The following is a 15,855-nucleotide window of genomic DNA, read 5'->3' on the forward strand; positions in this document are numbered from 1 at the left end:
CGGCTTTTTATTCAATGCCGGGCGTCAGAAGCCCAACACATCCTGCATATCATAAAGGCCATTTGGCTGAGTGCTCACCCATTTAGCGGCGCGTACTGCGCCTTTGGCAAAGGTCATACGGCTTTGTGCTTTGTGCGTTACTTCCACACGCTCACCTTCGGTGGCAAACATCACGGTATGATCGCCAACCACGTCCCCCCCACGAATGGTTTCAAAACCAATCTGTTTCTGTGGACGCGCGCCGGTATAGCCTTCTCGACCATAAACCGCGACTTCTTTTAAATCCCAACCGAGGGTTTCTGCAACGACTTCACCCATACGTAATGCGGTTCCGGATGGTGCATCGACTTTGTGACGGTGATGCATTTCCACCACTTCGATATCGCTGTCTTCACCCATAACGGAGGCGGCCATACGCAGCAGGTTCAGACACAAATTCACACCGACCGAATAATTCGGCGCGAACACAATGCCCATATCAGCGGCTGCCACTTTCATTTCCGCTTTTTGTTCGTCACTCAGGCCCGTGGTGCCAATCACAATGCCCTTCCCGGCCTTACGGCACAGTTCGATATTGGCCATCGTGGCTTCTGGCGCTGTAAAGTCGATCAGCACATCAAACTGATCCAGCACGGCTTCAACAGAAGTTGCCGCAACAACATTAAGCGTAACGCCCAAACCAGCAATGGCACCGGCATCAACGCCCGCCAGCGGATCATCGGCCAGAACGATGGCTGCTCCAAGTTCTGCGTCGTCAGCATTACGGACTGCTTCGATCAGCACCCGTCCCATACGTCCGGCAGCACCGGTAATTGCAATGCGTGTCATGTAAAAATACCCAGACAGAATTTCAGAATGGCGCTAAGGATATAGCGATTCGGCAGGAGATGCGAGGCGCAGCCCTAAGGCTGCGCCTGCAGGGTTTAAAGCCGCTCAGATTTCTTCAAAGAACTTCTTCACGCCTTCAAACCAGCTTTTCTTCTGTGGCGAGTGTTTCTCACCGGTCAGAGAAGCCTGGAACTTCATCAGCAGATCTTTCTGCTCAGCGTTGAGGCTGACCGGTGTCTCGACCTGCACACGGCACAACAGATCACCAGCCGGGCCACCGCGGACCGGCAGCACACCCTTTCCACGCAGACGGAACTGCTTACCACTTTGGGTTTCTGCCGGAATTTTCAGCTTCACCCGCCCATCCAGTGTCGGCACTTCCAGCTCTGCACCCAGCGCCGCATCGACGATGCTGATCGGTACTTCGCAATACAGGTTGCGACCATCACGATGGAACAACTTATGCTCCAGCACACTGACCTGTACATACAGATCACCGGCAGGGCCGCCCATGGCTCCCGCTTCACCTTCACCGGACAAACGGATACGGTCGCCGGTATCCACACCGGCCGGAATTTTAACCGACAGCGTTTTGGTTTCTTCTTTAACGCCACGTCCATGACAACTGGTGCATGGATCTTCGATCAGCGTGCCCTGACCACGACAGCTCGGACAGGTTTGCTGCACCGAGAAAAACCCTTGCTGCATACGCACCTGACCAGCACCATGACAGGTGTTACAGGTCTTAGGCGTTGTTCCTGGTTTGGCACCACTGCCATCACAGGTAGTACAGGCGGTCAGCGTTGGAATGCGGATTTTTTTCTCCACGCCCCGTACCGCCTCTTCCAGCGTCAGCTCCATGGTGTAACGCAGGTCGGAACCACGCTGCGGTCCTCCGCGCGAGCCACGACCACCACCACCAAAAATATCGCCAAATACATCACCGAAAATATCGCTGAAGTTAGCACCGCCACCGCCAAAGCCGCCACCGGCCTGACCATCCACACCGGCATGACCGTACTGATCATAAGCCTGACGCTTCTGCTCATCGCCCAGCACTTCGTAAGCTTCGGTTGCCTCTTTAAACTTGGCATCGGCATCTTTATCGTCCGGATTACGGTCCGGGTGATATTTCATCGCCAGCTTACGATACGCTTTTTTCAGTGTTGGCCCATCGACGTCCTTACTGACACCAAGAACCTCGTAATAATCTCGTTTAGACATACTTCACCTGTTTTTTGGTCTGCCACCCGGAAGCTGCTCCACTCTGGCGACAGGAACAAACCCAGCACGCATTTCTGCGCTTCTGACGTGTTGTGATAACAAAGCAAAACGCGACAGCTTCCGAAAGAAAACTGCCGCGTTCGCTTAACGACTGATGCAGCCGTTAATTACTTGTCTTTAACTTCTTCGAACTCGGCGTCAACAACGTCATCATCCTGATTACCGGACTGACCTTCTGCACCACCCTGCTGAGGCTGAGCCTGCTCGGCGTACAGACGCTGTGCCAGTGAGCTGGACGCTTCAGTCAGAGCCTGAGTTTTGGCTTCGATGTCTTCTTTATCGGTGCCTTTAATAACCGCTTCCAGATCAGCGATGGCTTTTTCGATGGCGGTTTTCTCGTCATCGGTTACCTTGTCCTTCGCGTCTTCCAGAGTCTTCCTGGTCGCATGAATCAGGCCATCGGCGGTGTTACGCGCTTGCACCAGTTCTTCAAACTGACGGTCAGCATCCGCATTCGCTTCAGCATCGGCTACCATTTTTTCAATCTCATCATCGCTCAGACCTGAAGAAGCCTTAATGACGATGGACTGCTCTTTACCGGTTGCCTTGTCTTTCGCGCTTACGTTCAGAATACCGTTAGCATCGATGTCAAAGGTCACTTCAATCTGTGGCATACCGCGCTGTGCTGGCGGAATATCGGCCAGATCAAAACGACCCAGTGATTTATTCTGCGCAGCCTGCTTACGCTCACCCTGAACCACGTGAATGGTTACTGCCGTCTGGTTGTCATCAGCGGTTGAGAACACCTGAGATTTCTTGGTTGGAATCGTGGTGTTTTTCTCAATAACCGCCGTCGCAACGCCACCCATGGTTTCGATACCCAGAGTCAGCGGAGTTACGTCCAGCAGCAGTACGTCTTTTACATCACCGGACAGTACAGCACCCTGAATAGCAGCACCAACGGCTACAGCTTCATCCGGGTTCACGTCTTTGCGTGGCTCTTTACCGAAGAAGTCTGCAACGCTTTTCTGTACCAGTGGCATACGGGTCTGACCGCCAACCAGAATTACTTCATCGATCTCACCAGAGCTCAGGCCAGCGTCTTTCAGTGCGATGCGGCAAGGCTCCAGCGAGCGGGTAACCAGCTCTTCGACCAGAGACTCCAGCTTGGCGCGGGTGACTTTCACATTTAAGTGCTTAGGACCCGTCGCATCGGCCGTGATGTACGGCAGATTAACATCAGTCTGTTGCGCAGAAGACAGTTCAACTTTGGCTTTCTCTGCCGCTTCTTTCAGACGCTGCAGGGCCAGTGGGTCGTTGTGCAGATCGATGCCGCTTTCTTTCTTGAACTCAGCTGCTAAATATTCGATCAGACGCAGGTCAAAGTCTTCACCGCCAAGGAATGTATCACCGTTGGTTGCCAGTACTTCGAACTGTTTTTCGCCATCGACGTCAGCCACTTCGATAATGGAAATATCGAAGGTACCACCCCCGAGATCGTATACCGCGATGGTGCGATCGCCGCCTTCTTTATCCATACCATAAGCCAGTGCCGCAGCGGTTGGCTCGTTGATGATACGTTTAACTTCCAGGCCCGCGATTTTACCGGCGTCTTTGGTTGCCTGACGCTGGGAATCGTTAAAGTAAGCCGGTACGGTAATAACCGCTTCAGTTACTTTCTCGCCCAGATAATCTTCTGCGGTTTTCTTCATTTTCTTCAGAATTTCAGCAGAGATTTGTGGTGGCGCGTACCTCTCGCCTTTGACTTCCACCCACGCATCGCCGTTATCCGCTTCCATGATTTTGTAAGGAACCATGGAAATATCTTTCTGCACCACAGCGTCTTTGAAACGGCGGCCGATCAGACGCTTAACCGCAAACAACGTGTTGTTTGGGTTGGTAACGGCCTGACGTTTGGCAGACTGGCCAACCAGTACTTCGCCGTCAGCATAAGCAACGACAGAAGGTGTGGTGCGGTCGCCTTCAGAGTTTTCAATCACTTTGGTTTTGTCGCCATCCAGGATTGCCACACAAGAGTTGGTGGTGCCCAGGTCGATACCAATAATCTTACCCATTTTCAAATTCTCCATTCATGGCAGCTTACGCTGCGTGAACTATTAACCGTTGTATTTGTGTTGCTTTCTATATGAGTCCGGGAAACAGGCTTTCAAGGCCTCCGGTAACAATTAAATCAGGCGTTTTCGTCGATTTGTGGTGCGCCTTTACTCACCACGACCATTGCCGGACGTAGCAGACGTCCCTGCAAGGTGTAACCCTTCTGCATCACGGCAATCACGGTATTGGGTGCAGCATCCGGATTTTCAACCATTGCCATTGCCTGGTGAAATTCAGGGTTAAACGCAGAACCGACCGGATCAACGCTTTCTACTTTGAATTTTTCCAAACCCGCGACCAGACCACTCAGTGTCATTTCCACACCTTCGCGCAGTGCCCGGGTTGATTCATCATCCGCAACGGCGGCCGCCAGAGCACGCTCCAGGTTATCAACCGTTGCCAGCATTTCGTTGGCAAATTTCTCAACCCCGAATTTGTGGGCTTTTTCCACATCCAGCTCAGCACGGCGACGGACATTCTGCATTTCTGCCTGAACACGCAGCACCTGTTCTTTCAGGTTTACCACTTCCTGCTCTGCGGCCACCAGTGCGGCAGTCTGATCATCAGCAGAATCTGTTGCCGTGGCATCCGCTGCATCCACCAGGGTTTCAGTATCCAGTTGCTCCTGGAGTTCTTCTTGAACTTTCTGCTCTTCCGACATGTATCTTTCCTCGGTCACTATTTTCGAAACTGTCCGCTATATGGGGGACGAATGGATGAGATTCAAGGGCTGAGCAACAACATTCTCTTGACAGAATCAGATACTGTATATAAAAACACTGTATATCCATTCAGATACGGAGCATCCCTATGCTGGCTCATCTGTCCATTCATCAGTTTGCGTTAGTCGACCAACTGGAACTCGAACTGCAACCCGGCATGTCGGTTATTACCGGTGAAACCGGCGCTGGCAAATCCATTTTGTTGGATGCCCTGGGGCTTGCTCTGGGCGAACGGGCCGATGCCGGCTGCGTCCGCAACGGTGCCGAAAAGGCGGAGGTGTCGGCCTCGTTTACACTGAATGAACAGGCCCGGCTGTGGCTGCAGCAACGCGATATTCCGACCGATGACGACCTGATTATTCTGCGCCGCATTATTTCCGCCGAGGGACGCTCACGCGGCTATATCAATGGCCGCCCAGCCTCCGCTAACGATCTTAAAGACATCGGCCAGTGCCTGATTGAGATTCACTCCCAACATGCGCATCAGCGTCTGCTGCAAAAAGACACCCCGCGTCAGCTACTCGATGCCTTTGGCGGCCTGCAGCTGCAGACAACCGAAGTTTCTCTGGTGTGGTCCGAATGGCAACAACATGCCAAACGCCTGGCCATGCTGCAGGAAGAAAGCGCCGAAGTCACCGCACAACGCCAACTGCTGACCTATCAGGTCGAAGAGCTGCGCCAGCTGGCACCGGGCGAAACCGAACTCGAAGAGCTGGAAACCGAACACAAGCGTTTGGCCAATGCCGAGAATATGTTGCTTAACGGCCAATACGCGATGGCCGCCTGCTACGGTGACGACAATGGCGAACTGGCGGCAACCCAACTGGCCTATCAGGCCATTACCCGGCTCGACAACATTGATGACCAGCACCCACTGCTGAACGAAGCCCGCGAACTGCTAAAACAAGCACAAATCCAGCTGGAAGAAGCCGGGCGTTCATTGCAGCATTATCTGGAGCTGGTCGATATCAATCCGCATCGGCTACAGCAGGTTGAAAGCCGCCTCAGCGATATTTACAGCATGGCGCGTAAACATCAGATTCAGCCGCAACAATTACATGCTTACTGGCAGGAACAGGAAGAAGCACTCGCCGGACTGAACCTCAGCGACGACGATCTGGCCGAACTCGAACAACAGGTGCAGGCACTGCAAGCCGAATACAGTACGCTGGCACAACAGTTAAGTAACGCACGCCAGACGGCAGCCGCGTGCATGGACAGCGAAGTCGAAGCTCATTTTGAAGCTTTAGCCCTGGGCCGCGCCCGCTTTATTACGCAGGTTGAAAGCGGCACTGCCGAACATGGCAATAAGCATGGTATTGATCAGATTGCGTTTTTTGTTCAGACCAACCCCGGCATGCCTGGTGGCCCGCTGGCCAAAGTCGCTTCCGGAGGCGAGCTGGCGCGCATCAGTCTGGCGATTCAGGTAGTTACCGCAGCGGTGAGCGAAACGCCAAGCCTGATTTTCGATGAAGTTGATGTGGGCATTGGCGGCGGTACGGCTGAACGAGTCGGCCGCCTGTTACGCACCCTCGGCAAAGACAGCCAGGTGCTCTGTGTAACGCACCAGCCACAGGTTGCTGCACAAGCACACCAGCACTATCAGGTCAGTAAAATCAGTGGTGACAGCGCAACCCACACCCAGCTTCGTGAACTGAGTGAGAAACAGCGCTCAGAGGAAATTGCGCGCATGCTGGGCGGTGTCGATATCACCAAACAGACCCTGGCGCATGCGCAGGAAATGTTGGCGCTGGTCAGGTAGACCGGTGCCAGCACGGCGATACTGACACACAGAAGCGCTAACCGACACGCATAAAAAAAGCAGCCAGTGGCTGCTTTTTTTATGCACAACAATACAGGCTTATTTCTTTTTGCGAACGTACAGCACCAGGCTGTGCTCAACCAGATCAAAGCCGTGCTCTTCAGCAATTTCATGCTGCAGACGTTCAATCTGCGCATTGGTAAATTCGATCACCGTACCATCATCAACATTCACCATATGGTCATGGTGTTCACCACGCGCCAGTTCAAACACAGAATGACCACCATCAAAGTTATGACGGGTCACCAGACCTGCGCTTTCAAACTGAGTTAAAACCCGGTAAACCGTTGCTAAGCCAACGTCTTCACCCGCTTCAATCAGGGATTTATAAACATCTTCGGCACTCATATGAGCGTCGATATTGGTTTCCAGAATGCTCAGGATTTTCACTCGTGGCAAAGTGACTTTAAGGCCTGCTTTACGCAACTCCACGTTCTGATCGGACATTGCTTTCCTCGAATATTTCACAGCAACTTGAATTATCGGGTATTATCGCGGGTCTAAGTCACAACGCAACAACAATGCAACTACAACGCACTAAGAGACAACACCTATTATTATGCGAATCTCAATTCTGACCCTTTTACTCGGTTTTGCAACCCTTTCCGGCTGTGTCTTCCCAGGGGTCTACAAATTGAACGTGCAGCAAGGCAACATCGTCACCGCCGACATGCTGGAACAGCTTAAACCCGGCATGAATGCCCGTCAGGTGGCGTATGTGATGGGTAATCCTGTGGTACGCAATCCATTCGAGCAACAGCGTTGGGACTACCTTTACACTCTGGAACAGCGCGACAAAGTGATTAAAAACTATACCATCAGTGTCTACTTTGATGCCCAGGGTAACTACACCCACTATACCGGCACCCTGCCCGATCAGGGATTTAAAGAAGAAGATCAACTGAAAACGCTGCCAAAAGAAGAAACGTCAGTGAATACCGTACCGACAGACATCTGAGAGCCGCCATTTCAGCCATAAAAAAGCCAGGCAGTGCCTGGCTTTTTTATACTATGTGTCTTGTGCTCACTGACGTGTATCACACTTACTTCTGCGCTTTGGCCGCCCGGTTAGCGCGAGCCTGCTTAGGATCAATAAGCAACGGTCGATAAATCTCAATACGCTCACCTTCACGCACCACATCACTTTCCGGTGCCCGTGAAGCTTTACCAAAAATCCCGAATTTAGCCTCTGCCAGCACCAGCTCCGGAAACTCAGCTTCGATACCCGACTGGCGCACAGCATCAAGCATACTGGTGCCCTCCTCTACCTCAACACTGAGGATTTTTTGCTTGTGCGGCAAAGCATAAGCCACTTCAACGCGAATCATGTCAGCCATAAATTTCTTTTGCTCGCTTAACAAAGGCATCCACCATCATATTGGCGACCTGTTTAAAAACCGCTCCCAGTGCCACTCCGGCCAGCTTATTGCCCACACTGAAATCCATATCCAATGAAACCTTACAGGCTTCGTCCGACAGCGGCTGAAAGTGCCAAACACCATGAAAGTGCGAGAAAGGCCCATCAACCAAACGCATTTCCATACGCAGCGGACGCTGTAACGTGTTACGGGTGCTGAAGCTTTGGTTCACCCCGGCCTTGGCAATGGTCAGCCGGGCTTCGATAAAATCGTCGCCCTCGGCCAGCACTTCGGTCGCCTGACAGCCATTAAGAAACTCAGGGTAACGACGCACATCATTGACCAGATCAAACATCTGCTCAGCGCTATACATTACCAACGCACTACGCGTAATACTGGTCATTCGCGCCAACTGCTCCGAAGCCTCAGGCGAGGCCTTCTATAAAGATAAAGAAAATAGCGACCGGTGAAATGTAACGCACCATAAACCGCCAGAGATTAAACAGTACCGGGCTTTTAACACGCGCTTCAGCAGCGACCGATTCCCGTGTCATAAACCAGCCAACAAAGATCGCAATCAGCAATCCGCCAAGCGGCATCATCAGATTGGTGGTCAGAAAATCAAGCACATTAAAGAAGGTTTTACCTTCGGTCTTAACAACGAAACCCTCGGCCGCTGCAGCTTTCAGCTCGTTAACATCGGCGTACCAATGAAACTTTGTACTCACAACCTCCGCTTCTGTCGCGGCTTCCTCCTCTGCCACGAGTTCAGCATTCACGGCATGACTGACGGTTTCAGTCACAAAAATTTGCTTGCCGCTCCAATCACTGAACGACATCACCGTTCCTAATCCGAGCAACCAGGCAAAACCACAGACAATGATGGTTGACCGCAGGCGACCCCAGCCACGTTCAACCGCCCATGCAACGGCAGGTTCCGCAATTGAAATGGCCGAGCTCCAGGCCGCAATAAGTACCAACAGGAAAAACAGCGTACCAATCATTGCTCCGCCCGGCATATTACCAAAGGCGATAGGCAGGGTCTGAAACAGCAAACCAGGACCGGAATCCGGTTCCAGCCCATAAGAAAATACAATAGGGAAGATGACCAGGCCGGCCGTCAGAGCAACCAGCGTATCAAGAACACCAACCGCTAATATGGTTTTGCCCAGCGACGCATTGGCAGGCATGTAAGCGCCGTACGCCATGATGGCGCCCATACCCAGACTCAGGGTAAAAAAGGAATGTCCCAAAGCAGAGACCAGTGCATCGGATGTAAGCGCCGCTGTCTGAAAATTAAACAAAAAACTCCACCCCTGCGAAAAACCAGGAGTTGTCATGCTGTAACCCAGCAACAGTACAAGCATCACGAATAAAAGCGGCATAAGAATACGGACAGAATTCTCAAGGCCATGTTTAACCCCACGGGCAATCACGGCACCTGTCATCAAAATAAAGATTGTATGCAGGCCGGTAAGCATCCAGGGATCGCCCAGCAACTGGCCAAAAACATCACCGGTAACTGCTGCCGTAGCGCTGGAAAATTCACCGCTGGCCATTTTCCCCACATACGCCAGAGTCCACCCGGCAATCACACTGTAAAAAGACAGAATAAAGAAACCCGCGACGGCACCCATCCAGCCGATGCCGCGAAAGGCATGTGGAGCATTCTCTTTATTGGTCATTTCCCGCATCGTATTAATCGGACTCATACGACCTTTGCGACCCAGCAATACCTCGGCCATCATTACCGGTATACCGACACTCAGAATACAAAGGAGGTACATCAATACAAAGGCACCACCACCATTCTCGCCTGCCATATAAGGAAACTTCCAGATATTCCCCAGGCCTACAGCTGATCCGGTTGCGGCAAGAATAAATGTCCAGCGATTACCCCAAATCCCGTGCATTCCGCGTTTGTCTGCGCTCATCGTTCTTTTTACCCAATCCTCATTTCGGCGTATTGTCCGGGATTTGCTCGTTCGCCTCAACCCAAAGCCACACGACAGCTACTGCCTTTTCTACACTTCGTCAGTTATACTCGCGATCATGAGCACCAAGAAAAAACCCAAAACGAATGGCGGCACGATCGCCCTCAACAAAAAAGCCCGTCACGATTACTTCCTGGAAGACAAACTGGAAGTCGGACTGGTGCTGACCGGTTGGGAAGTAAAAGCACTGCGCGAAGGCAAATGTCAGCTGGTTGATTCCTATATCGTCATGCACAAAGGCGAAGCCTGGTTGAGCGGCGCATTGATCACTCCGCTGAAACAAGCCTCAACGCATATCGTTACCGAGCCACGGCGCGAACGTAAGCTGCTGATGCATCGTCGTGAAATCGACCGTCTGAACCAGAAAATTCAGGCCAAAGGCTACACCTGCGTCTGCACTGCGATTTACTGGAAAGGCCCCAACGTCAAAGCAGAAATTGCTCTGGCCAAAGGTAAGCAAAGCCACGATAAGCGCGATGCATCCAAAGACCGCGACTGGGCCAAACAAAAAGAACGGATCATGAAGCACACCACCCGCTGACAGCCGTCAGGAAACTGTGGTAAGCTCACCTATCTTGTTTGCGGACAGACAGGGGTTGAAAAACACCGGTTTGTCCTCATATAAGACACTAAGACCTGAGCACGTTGTCAGGCGACGAATTCGGGGATGATTAGGATTCGACGTTGATTACAAAGCTATGGGTGCATGCCGAGAGTGTATAGCGATCTCGTAAATAAACGTTATACATAGTTATAGTCGCAAACGACGAAACTTACGCACTAGCGGCTTAAGCCCGCTTACCTCCGAACTCGGGTTCCTATAGCCGGGGGACGAGGGCGACGTCTTATAGGATCGCTTGGAGGCTTCGCTCGTAGCCAAAGAGTTAAACTTAATCGAGCTCGTTCTGAACGGCCTGCCCCTCGGCCCGTGACGAACTAAATCAATAGAGACGGCTAAGCATGTAGATCCTCTAGTGGAGGATTGGCGGACGCGGGTTCAAATCCCGCCATCTCCACCATATAAATAGAGAAGGCCCGACGCGAAAGCGCCGGGCCTTTTTTACTTGCTGAAGCGGGGATTCTGCACCTGCCATAGTTGGATTCCATAAAAGGCAGGACAGCCGTTTTGCACTGCGAAGCAGCCCGAAGGGCGAGGTAAATTGATGTACCGAGTGCAATCCCCCATCGAACTCGCATCAGGGGCTTTTTATTTCCTTGATAACATTTATGAAATCTAGCAAATGAATAGAACCTGACGAGTCAAACTTGATGATAATTTTTAATTTAAATATCTTGATGCAGCCCCAATAACTATCCTGCCCAATTGCGAATCTAAACGAGCTGACGCATCATCCTTGTTTAAAAGAAAATGCGAATACAGTACCGCAATAGGGATAGTTGATGCCTTTCAAAATTTTCCAACGAGTTTCCGCTGCCCCCACCAATCCGCAACGAGTCACCCGACCGAAGCAGTTTGATGTGGCGGATCTCTATCAGGGCCCTTTGCAATCCGAGTTTGATCCGGCACCAGCTGCCATCGCTTTGGATGAGAAGCTGCGTCAGGCGTATTTCTGGATTGTGAACAGTGCGATCATCAGTCCGCACTACGACATTGAATATAACCTCACTCCACCACAGAGTTTCATTGTCGGTGACAGCAAAAGACGCCTGACACTGCCGTCAGCACAGAGCTATTCAAGTTACGTGTTACTCCCTCTGCTTACCTTCGCTACCCGGCGTAAGTGTTTGTTTGTCGGCGGTCCAGGGCGCGGTAAAACCGCCAGTGCCATTCTCATGGGCGTACTCGCCGGCTACCCGGTAAAAGAAGTACGCAGGGCCATGCAGCACGGCCATCCACAAATGACGATCGCGGATCTGCTGGGAAATCCTCTACCCGCGGATCTCGTCGGTGCCCAGCGTATGGAAGACATCCGTATCGCCTGGCGTAACTGGCTGGGCATGCGGGTCAAGATCATCGACGAATATAACCGCATCCCAACCCGCACTCAGAGCGCGCTGCTAACGGTCATGGGCGACAATTACGCCGAAGTGCTGAACCATGTTTTCGAATGCCCGGATTCCGCCTGGTATCTAACCGCAAATGACGATCAGGGTGGCGGCACCTATCAGGTAATTGAGGCACTGCGCGATCGTATTGATGTGATAGTACAGGCACTGGCGTTCAATCCACGCTTTCTTGGCGAACTACTGGTGCGAATAGAAGAAGGATTGCGACCAGAAGAAGTGGTTCCGAAAGACATTGTGTTCACTGAAGCCGAAATTGATCAGATGAACGCGGATATTCTTAAGATCGAACTGCCGCCACCACTGCGCCGCCGCCTGGAATTTTTCACCAGTCAGTTTGAATTGTCAGAAGCCGCCGGTGCTCAGTTCGAGTACATGACCAAAGACACTGCCCGATTAGCGGCCATCGATTGGACACAACTGGTCGCGGCCGATAACGGGCGTGACCGTCTCAAAGACCTCGGCTGCCAGACCCTGAATGGTCTGTCGGTGCGTAATCTGATGACGCTTATTATTTACGCTAAGTCGCTGGCCTATTTCCGCGGCAACACCTCTGTCGAACTCGAAGATCTGCGTCAGATTCTGCCGTTCGTTTTGAACGACAAACTGACGCCCGACCTGGATGCACCGTTTTTCGCGTTACCTCAAAATGCCGCCTTCCGTTCAGACAGCATAAGCTGGCTACGCCATCTGTTTGATCTCTCCAATGCAGAATTTGAACGTCTGGGCCTGGATCACGATGATCCGGTGCAACAACTTGATCTTGAGTTTTCTGCTGGGTTAGATGGGCTCACTGAAAGTGAAGTCCGGACAAGAATAGGCAGAATCGAGCGACTGGTCGGAGAATGGTGTAAAGGCCGGAAGCTCTATGGCCATATCTACGATGACTTACTCAAACTGAAATATCTGCACCAGCGTTACACCAATTATCTGCATTGGCTGCAGTTACAACGATGAGTATTTCTACCGAATTTGCTGAACTGCTGCGTGCTGGCAGGCCGCAGTTTAATGCCCGGGTCGCCGAAGCCCACCACCGCTACCGCGGTTTTAATACCGATGAATTCACCCTGTTTCTGCAGGAGTGCGTCGATCCGATGATCGTCAATATAGACGCGGCAAACCGCGGTGCTTTTGCCAGCTCGGCGTTCGACATTGCGCTGGATCTCGTGGGCCGCGAACTGACAGGCGCTCACCCACGGGGGAAGTTACTTACAGCGTTATGGCAAGACACCCTACCAACCCTGACATCGGCTATGGCTGACCGCCCTTCGTTGTTGATCAGCGCCCTGTGCAATGCACTGCTCAATCTCGAAGCTCTGCCCGCTGCCCGTCCCAATCAATGGCTGGAACTACTCAGAAAATACGGCGGTAGCCTCACAGCTCCCGATGATCTGCTGCAACTAGGAGTGCTCGCGGCATGGCGCGCAGGTGCCGCACACTTCCGCTTGCCCGCATTACAAGCGGCAGCACGTCTTCCACATATCGGTTGCACACTGCTCGATTTAACGCCAGAGAGTGATATGCAGGAACAACTGCGCCTGGCTGAACAGAATCCCTGGCTGATAGCACGCTCAGACAAGGCTCTTGAGGTAGGTGCGTTCACCGGACTTGGAGGACAGTTTGCAGAGCCACCCGAAGTACGTGCAACCCACGATGGCTTCATCGTCAAAAGCAGCGACCGTTGTTTCCAGCTTATCGCCGATGGCTTTGGTGCTGTGCTGCTGCCAGCGACTCAGGCTGAATTTGACAGCGCCGGACATGCGGCAAGGGAAGGCAGACCACCCAAGCTAAGTGCCAATACTCTGATCTATGCGAATTCTTCCGTTGTCATTCCTCTGCCTGCCGATGGGTTACAACTGACCTGGAATGCATACACTGCGGCACTGACTTCGCCCTACAGTTTTTCCATCAGTATCGTGCCCTTATTATGACTGGATCTGCAGAGCCTCTTTCACTGCTGGAGCGTTGGCAGTCCGCCTGGCCCCAGGCTCTGGCTGTCTGGAGTCAATTCACGCGCTTGTCTGATCCGAATCTATGTCAGTCGTCCGTAACTGCAGCCAAAGAAGGACTTACCAGCAGTTTCGCTATGATCCGTTTGGCCGACCAGAGTGTGGTTGTCGATCTTGAAGGCATAGAAAGGCTGAAGCTGCAGGATTTTGCAGTCGAAGTTCTTGCCCACGAAATCGGCCACCATGTATTAGCTCCGGCCAACGCCAGTGATCACTATCGACTGCTGGCACGAATCCGCCAGGGCCTGCCAACACTTGAGCAACACGCGCCAATGGTGGCGAACCTCTATACCGACCTACTGATCAACGATCGCCTGCAACGACAAAGCGGGCTGCGTATGCACGCCATCTATCAACGTCTGGTCGACTATGACGATCCTATCCGGAAGCCAGGTGTATGGGCCCTCTACCTGCGGATTTACGAAATTTTATGGCAACTTGATCGCGGTGCGCTCGGCGTAATGGTTGAAGACAGTCTGTTCAATACTCATGCGTGGCTGGGAGCGCGTCTTGTGCGGGTGTACGCCAATGACTGGTTGACCGGTGGAGCGCGATTTGCCGCGTTACTGCTGCCCTATCTACATGCGGCAGAGCAGGAAAAAGAAGCGCAGGAAAAAGCTCTTCAACAACTCATGGATACTCAATCAGCAGGTCAGGACTGCGAACCCACAGGTCTGATTGATTTTGACGATGATGAAAAGGTGCCGCAGTTGCACCCGTCGGAAGATCCTCTGATCACAGACATTGACCCCGATGAAGAAGAAGCATCAGACACTCCACGGGATGAACAGATAATTCCCGGCCGGGGACAACGTCGGGAACCGTTCGAATATGGCGAAATTCTGCGTGCAGCAGGCCTGAAGCTCAGCGACCATGAACTGGCTGTCCGCTACTACCGTGAAGCCGCTTTACCCTATCTGATCCCATTTCCTAAACGTGCCGCACCACAGACTCTGGAGCCACAGATGGAAGGACTCGATGTATGGGAGATGGGTGACGCTCTGGACGAAATCGACTGGCTACAGAGCCTCAGCTATTCACCACAGCCAGTGCCAGGAATTACCACATTGAAACACCGGCATGGCATGGTGGCGGGTGCAGAACCTGCGACACGTCCAGTGGATCTGGATATCTATGTCGACAGCTCAGGCTCTATGCCAAACCCGCAGCAACGTATTTCTTATATGGCTCTCGCGGGAGCAGTTATCTGCCTGTCGGCTCTACGCAGCGGAGCGCGCGTGCAAGCCACGTTATGGAGCGGCAAACACCAGTGTATCTCCACCCCAGGATTCGTTCGTGACGAAGACAGCATTCTGAGTATATTAACCGGCCATTTCGGAGGGGCCACAGCGTTTCCGATTCACAAACTGCGCGACACCTTTGCCCAGCGTGATCTACAGGATCGCGACTGTCATATCCTGCACATATCCGATGACGGTATCACCACCATGTTTGATCAGGATGAGCGGGGCAACAGTGGTTGGGATATCGCGGCAATGGCTCTGGAAAAGGGCCGTGCCGGCGGCACCATGGCTCTGAACCTGTATCGCGAATGGACAACACAGAACGCCACCTACGCAAACGACCTGCGCAAGGCACAGGATCAGCAAGGTTGGGAGGTTTATGCAGTGACAGATCTTGCTCAATTGCTCGAATTTGCCCGTGAATTCTCCCACCGGCACTATGGCCAGCGCTCAGGTACTCTCCCATCAGCCAAATTTAACGCGGAATAATCCCGGTGAACTCAATGACAAGGAT

14 protein-coding genes and 1 other RNA gene are annotated in these 15,855 nt (G+C 52.4%); 7 read left to right on the forward strand and 8 right to left on the reverse strand.

From position 1 onward, the window contains the following. Positions 1-24: 24 nt before the first annotated feature. From dapB to grpE, 4 genes are all read right to left on the reverse strand, one after another. Positions 25-828, reverse strand: a complete 804-nt coding sequence (dapB, locus tag NYR02_RS03270; RefSeq protein ID WP_260974968.1) for a 4-hydroxy-tetrahydrodipicolinate reductase — start codon at positions 826-828, stop codon at positions 25-27. A 105-nt stretch (positions 829-933) separates the two neighbouring features. Beyond that, complete coding sequence (gene dnaJ / locus NYR02_RS03275) at positions 934-2,052, reverse strand: molecular chaperone DnaJ (protein WP_260974969.1); 1,119 nt, start codon at positions 2,050-2,052, stop codon at positions 934-936. 167 nt (positions 2,053-2,219) lie between these two features. Beyond that, positions 2,220-4,127, reverse strand: coding sequence for a molecular chaperone DnaK (gene dnaK, locus NYR02_RS03280; protein ID WP_260974970.1), 1,908 nt, complete (start codon positions 4,125-4,127; stop codon positions 2,220-2,222). 116 nt (positions 4,128-4,243) lie between these two features. Further along, entirely contained in the window at positions 4,244-4,828 is a 585-nt protein-coding gene (gene grpE, locus NYR02_RS03285; protein ID WP_260974971.1) for a nucleotide exchange factor GrpE, read from the reverse strand. A 149-nt stretch (positions 4,829-4,977) separates the two neighbouring features. Here grpE and recN point away from each other — a divergent pair, with 149 nt between their 5' ends. Beyond that, entirely contained in the window at positions 4,978-6,651 is a 1,674-nt protein-coding gene (gene recN, locus NYR02_RS03290; protein WP_260974972.1) for a DNA repair protein RecN, read from the forward strand. A gap of 99 nt (positions 6,652-6,750) precedes the next feature. Here the strand turns inward: recN and fur are convergent, their stop codons facing one another. Further along, positions 6,751-7,158, reverse strand: a complete 408-nt coding sequence (fur, locus tag NYR02_RS03295; RefSeq protein ID WP_145466140.1) for a ferric iron uptake transcriptional regulator — start codon at positions 7,156-7,158, stop codon at positions 6,751-6,753. Between the two features lie 193 nt (positions 7,159-7,351). On the opposite strand from fur, the gene NYR02_RS03300 reads away from it, so the two are divergent. Continuing rightward, complete coding sequence (locus NYR02_RS03300; protein ID WP_260975244.1) at positions 7,352-7,669, forward strand: outer membrane protein assembly factor BamE; 318 nt, start codon at positions 7,352-7,354, stop codon at positions 7,667-7,669. 85 nt (positions 7,670-7,754) lie between these two features. On the opposite strand, the gene NYR02_RS03305 is transcribed toward NYR02_RS03300, so the two are convergent. From NYR02_RS03305 to NYR02_RS03315, 3 genes are read right to left on the reverse strand one after another with little or no spacing between them, the layout of a single operon-like run. After that, a complete protein-coding gene (locus NYR02_RS03305) occupies positions 7,755-8,048 on the reverse strand; it encodes an RnfH family protein (protein ID WP_260974973.1) in 294 nt (97 codons plus the stop codon). Then, positions 8,041-8,472 carry a type II toxin-antitoxin system RatA family toxin gene (locus tag NYR02_RS03310; protein WP_260974974.1) on the reverse strand — a complete coding sequence of 144 codons (432 nt, stop codon included), beginning with the start codon at positions 8,470-8,472 and terminating at the stop codon, positions 8,041-8,043. Before NYR02_RS03310 ends, NYR02_RS03305 begins: the two co-directional genes overlap by 8 nt. Positions 8,473-8,494: 22 nt before the next feature. Beyond that, positions 8,495-10,003, reverse strand: a complete 1,509-nt coding sequence (locus NYR02_RS03315) for a sodium-dependent transporter (protein ID WP_260974975.1) — start codon at positions 10,001-10,003, stop codon at positions 8,495-8,497. 118 nt (positions 10,004-10,121) lie between these two features. On the opposite strand from NYR02_RS03315, the gene smpB reads away from it, so the two are divergent. From smpB to NYR02_RS03340, 5 genes are all read left to right on the forward strand, one after another. Beyond that, entirely contained in the window at positions 10,122-10,604 is a 483-nt protein-coding gene (gene smpB, locus NYR02_RS03320) for an SsrA-binding protein SmpB (protein WP_145466151.1), read from the forward strand. A 122-nt stretch (positions 10,605-10,726) separates the two neighbouring features. Beyond that, positions 10,727-11,082, forward strand: a transfer-messenger RNA (tmRNA) gene (gene ssrA, locus NYR02_RS03325). Positions 11,083-11,542: 460 nt separating this feature from the next. After that, a complete protein-coding gene (locus tag NYR02_RS03330; protein WP_260974976.1) occupies positions 11,543-13,045 on the forward strand; it encodes an AAA family ATPase in 1,503 nt (500 codons plus the stop codon). Next, positions 13,042-14,019 (forward strand): hypothetical protein, encoded by a 978-nt coding sequence (locus NYR02_RS03335; protein ID WP_260974977.1) that lies wholly within the window; start codon positions 13,042-13,044, stop codon positions 14,017-14,019. The genes NYR02_RS03330 and NYR02_RS03335 overlap by 4 nt, the downstream gene beginning before the upstream one ends. A 155-nt stretch (positions 14,020-14,174) precedes the next feature. Next, complete coding sequence (locus NYR02_RS03340; RefSeq protein ID WP_260974978.1) at positions 14,175-15,830, forward strand: hypothetical protein; 1,656 nt, start codon at positions 14,175-14,177, stop codon at positions 15,828-15,830. Positions 15,831-15,855: the final 25 nt, after the last annotated feature.

The sequence above is a fragment of the Thalassolituus pacificus genome (genome assembly GCF_025318105.1).
Taxonomy (GTDB): Bacteria; Pseudomonadota; Gammaproteobacteria; order Pseudomonadales; family Oceanobacteraceae; genus Venatoribacter; species Venatoribacter pacificus.

What these genes read in the sequence shown, in the direction of transcription:
- dapB (WP_260974968.1), bottom strand. Translation starts at nt 828, where the DNA reads ATGACACGCATTGCAATTACCGGTGCTGCCGGACGTATGGGACGGGTG.
- dnaJ (WP_260974969.1), bottom strand. Translation starts at nt 2,052, where the DNA reads ATGTCTAAACGAGATTATTACGAGGTTCTTGGTGTCAGTAAGGACGTC.
- dnaK (WP_260974970.1), bottom strand. Translation starts at nt 4,127, where the DNA reads ATGGGTAAGATTATTGGTATCGACCTGGGCACCACCAACTCTTGTGTG.
- grpE (WP_260974971.1), bottom strand. Translation starts at nt 4,828, where the DNA reads ATGTCGGAAGAGCAGAAAGTTCAAGAAGAACTCCAGGAGCAACTGGAT.
- recN (WP_260974972.1), top strand. Translation starts at nt 4,978, where the DNA reads ATGCTGGCTCATCTGTCCATTCATCAGTTTGCGTTAGTCGACCAACTG.
- fur (WP_145466140.1), bottom strand. Translation starts at nt 7,158, where the DNA reads ATGTCCGATCAGAACGTGGAGTTGCGTAAAGCAGGCCTTAAAGTCACT.
- NYR02_RS03305 (WP_260974973.1), bottom strand. Translation starts at nt 8,048, where the DNA reads ATGGCTGACATGATTCGCGTTGAAGTGGCTTATGCTTTGCCGCACAAG.
- NYR02_RS03310 (WP_260974974.1), bottom strand. Translation starts at nt 8,472, where the DNA reads ATGACCAGTATTACGCGTAGTGCGTTGGTAATGTATAGCGCTGAGCAG.
- NYR02_RS03315 (WP_260974975.1), bottom strand. Translation starts at nt 10,003, where the DNA reads ATGAGCGCAGACAAACGCGGAATGCACGGGATTTGGGGTAATCGCTGG.
- smpB (WP_145466151.1), top strand. Translation starts at nt 10,122, where the DNA reads ATGAGCACCAAGAAAAAACCCAAAACGAATGGCGGCACGATCGCCCTC.
- NYR02_RS03335 (WP_260974977.1), top strand. Translation starts at nt 13,042, where the DNA reads ATGAGTATTTCTACCGAATTTGCTGAACTGCTGCGTGCTGGCAGGCCG.
- NYR02_RS03340 (WP_260974978.1), top strand. Translation starts at nt 14,175, where the DNA reads ATGATCCGTTTGGCCGACCAGAGTGTGGTTGTCGATCTTGAAGGCATA.